The 3,281-nt window shown below is 61.6% G+C and carries 4 protein-coding genes; 3 read left to right on the top strand and 1 reads right to left on the bottom strand.

Annotated features, from left to right (window positions below; translation table 11 throughout):
- Nucleotides 1-113: 113 nt before the first annotated feature.
- The 3 genes from RM2_RS22830 (at nt 114) to RM2_RS24780 (ending at nt 1,489) form a co-directional block, all read left to right on the top strand.
- A complete protein-coding gene (locus RM2_RS22830) occupies nt 114-686 on the top strand; it encodes a recombinase family protein (RefSeq protein WP_072691737.1) in 573 nt (190 codons plus the stop codon).
- Between the two features lie 333 nt (nt 687-1,019).
- Nucleotides 1,020-1,226, top strand: a complete 207-nt coding sequence (locus tag RM2_RS22825) for a hypothetical protein (protein ID WP_072691736.1) — start codon at nt 1,020-1,022, stop codon at nt 1,224-1,226.
- Nucleotides 1,223-1,489, top strand: a complete 267-nt coding sequence (locus tag RM2_RS24780; RefSeq protein ID WP_169846814.1) for a hypothetical protein — start codon at nt 1,223-1,225, stop codon at nt 1,487-1,489. The genes RM2_RS22825 and RM2_RS24780 overlap by 4 nt, the downstream gene beginning before the upstream one ends.
- Before the next feature lie 660 nt (nt 1,490-2,149).
- On the opposite strand, the gene RM2_RS22815 is transcribed toward RM2_RS24780, so the two are convergent.
- Nucleotides 2,150-3,281 (bottom strand): alpha/beta fold hydrolase (locus RM2_RS22815; RefSeq protein ID WP_139277925.1); only part of this gene is annotated, 1,132 nt, incomplete at its 5' end.

Below are 3,281 nucleotides of genomic sequence, written 5' to 3'. Positions count from 1 at the left end.
ACTGAGATCCCCGAGTTCCTGCGGCGGCACCCCGACAAATCGTCTTGCAAACCGTCTTGCAAACCATCTAGTCTCAGAACCGAACAGACACGGGATTGCGAGACAGGAGCGCAGTGACAGTCATCGGATACGCGCGAGTAAGCACCACCGACCAGAACCCGCAACTACAACTCGACGCACTCGCGGCCGCGGCCGCCGAGAAGGTGTTCACCGACCACGGTGTGTCCGGTGCCAAGACGTCACGCCCGCAGCTCGACGCCGCACTCGGCTACCTGCGCCCCGGCGACGTGCTCACCGTGTGGAAACTCGACCGACTGGGCCGCAACACCGTCCACCTGCTGCAGCTGGTCGACGACCTGCACGCCCGCGGCATCGGATTCCGCAGCATCACCGAAGGGCTGACCACCGAAGGGGCGATGGGCAGGGCAATGCTCACCGTCATGTCGGCGTTCGCGCAACTCGAACGCGACACGATGATCGAACGCACCAAGGCAGGATTGGCCGCGGCCGCAGCGAACGGCCGCAAGGGTGGCCGGCGCCCCACGTTCAACACCGAGGACGTCGACAAGGCCCGCAAGTACCGCGACCGGGGCATGAGTGCCGTCGAGATCGGAAAGCTCACAGGCATGTCCCGCGCCACCGTGTACCGACTACTCGCCACCGTCGAAACGGAAACTACGAGCTGACCTCATCACACCCGATACTCCGGAAGCTGACCGGAAGTGCAAAGTGGCATCTGATCGGGTGTGGTCGGGGGCAGAGCGGCGTCGAATTCGTTCGCCACCCAGCATCGGTAGCCCAAATCTGGCCGCACAATTCGGTTTGCGCAGCTAGCCTCCCGTGAAGAACACAATTCGGTATGTTCTTCGTGCATACGAAAGGCTCTCTGTGAAAGTACTCGCCAGAGCAGGTGTTTCAGCCGTCGCTGCTGCTGCGGTCGCCTCCCTCGGCCAAGCATTAGAGATCAACTATTTGGACTTCCCTAACCCACTCCCTTCATTCAAATGCGTCTGAGGAAAATGCGTCTGAGGAAAAACGAGGTTCAAGGCCTGACCGCTGGTTTGGTGGTTCTGACGATAGGTTCGGTCGTCGCTGGTGTGCAGTTCCGTTCCTGGTCCGTGGTCGCGCAGATCGTCGTCGTGGGGCTCATCTTCGGTGCCGCAGCGCTTGTGGCGGTTCGTCTACTGATCTCACCGAAGGACGAACAACCGAAGAAAAAGGAGTGACAGTCGCCGGGGGAGTCGTGCTAGCTGCATTGGCATACATGGTCGCGTTCTTGTCGATGCGCTGGATTCGGCGATCCGGCGTCGGCGCGACGACACGCGCGATCGGTTCGGTGATTCTGGTGCTGGCGCTCGGATTGCTGGTGTGGTTCGTGGCCAACAAGGACTATGCGTTCGGGATCGCGTTCCTGGCTACCGCGCTCCTACTACCAGCCCTGCACCAGGCGGTTCTCCATGTACGCAATCGGAAGATCCGTAGTAGCTGACCGAGTACATCGTGACACCCACAGCCCTGAAGGGCTGTGGGTGTCGACGGCTTGGGAGGTAGGTGAGGTAGGGATCGTCCAAGGCGGTCGATCCGCCACAACCACCAGCGTGTCCCCCGACCTCAGGTGGGAGAACAGGTCGTCGAGTTCGGGCGTTCGGTGGTGGCACCACTGGCGGTCACGGTCCAGATCCTCGAACACCCCGCTGCTCTCAGTGCGTCGCTCTGCAGATCGAGGGTCTGATCGGCCGTGGAGCCCTCGCGTAGCCCAATAGTGCGCTCACGGGGCAGCAGTGTTCCATAACCCCCCGCTACCGAGCATTGTGAAACATCGGTTATGGTCACGGGTTTCGGGACACCGAGCGTGCCTGGTCGTCAAATTTGGGCTCGGGTGGTTCATATTCGTCGGTTTACGGAACATCCCTTGCGGCGGCCTGCACTCGGACCCCAATGGTCTCGACCCACGACCCGTTGCAGCCACTTGCTGGAGCGCAACAGACAGCAGCACTACAGCCTCACGCCCCGCAGTGCCGTGAGGCGGTAGCACTACCGAGAGCGACGGCACTACCGATCAGACCGAGCAGTGTCCGCCGGCAACCCGACCCCGAGATCATCCCAGACCAGCCGATTTCAACAACTTGACAGAGCCCTCCAACGTGGTCTATGAGTCGTCTTCTCCGTGAACGCTCTCGAGGATGTTGCCGACCTGCCTCATAGCCTCAGGGGAGTCCATGTCGTGGTGTTTTGCGGGCACCGTTCGCTCGATGATTCTTCCCTTCACGAATCCGGTCCACTGTGGGCTGAGTGGGTTGCTCGGTTTCCCATCCGGACTGGTATCGGCACGAATTATCAGCAGATCTCCGGTGTGGACGGGAGACCCGTATTCCAGTAGCAGTTTCTCGTTGTTGGCATAAATGTTGAGTATCGATTCCTCGAGCGCTGCGAATCCCGGAGACTGGGTGATATCTCCGTACCTGGATTCCGCTTGCGTCCGGACGAATTTCCGCAATGCAGCCTCGTCTGTGAATGTTTGCCTGTTTGGTTCGTCGTTGGAGGGAATGCTCGGTGCGCTGTCCATGACGACAAGCCGGCTCACCGGGCGCCCCCGCTGATGAAGCTCGACGGCCATAGCGTGGGCGATCACACCACCGAATGACCAACCGAGCAGTTCGACGGGGCGACGAGGTGACTGAGCAACCACTTGGTCGACGTAGTCGTTCACCATTTCCGTGATGGAGTGTGCGAGCGGTTCAACGCCGTCGAATCCGCGGGCCTGGAGGCCGTAGATCGGTTGGTCCGGGAGGTGTCGGGCGAGAGTCAGAAAGCTCCAGGCAATTCCACCGCCTGGATGGATGCAGAAGAGGGGAGGCCGCGAACCAGACGGGTTGACGGTGAGCAGGTTCACCAGGGGGTTCGATGATTCGGTTGGGAAGTTCCTGTGGAGCAGGGGGGCCAGTGCGGTGATGGTGGGGTTGTCGAACAACACCCGGATGGGCAGTTCGACCCCGAGGGTGGCGCGGACCTTGCTGATCAGGCGGGTCGCGAGGAGGGAATGTCCGCCCATGTCGAAGAAGGAGTCGTCGATCCCGACCCGGGGAACCCCGAGGATGTCGGCGAACAGGGCGGCCAGGGTTTCCTCTTCCCGGGTGCGGGGGGCCCGGTACCGGCCGAGGGTGTAGTCGGGGGCGGGCAGGGCTGTGCGGTCGAGTTTGCCGTTGACGGTCAACGGCAGGTGGTCCAGGACCATGATCGCGGCGGGGACCATGTAGTCGGGGAGTTGTTCGCCGACATAC

This window comes from Rhodococcus marinonascens NBRC 14363 (assembly GCF_001894885.1).
In the GTDB taxonomy this organism is placed as follows: domain Bacteria; phylum Actinomycetota; class Actinomycetes; order Mycobacteriales; family Mycobacteriaceae; genus Rhodococcus_F; species Rhodococcus_F marinonascens.
Note: the sequence above shows the minus strand (reverse complement) of the source record. Positions and strands in the feature narration are given on the sequence as shown.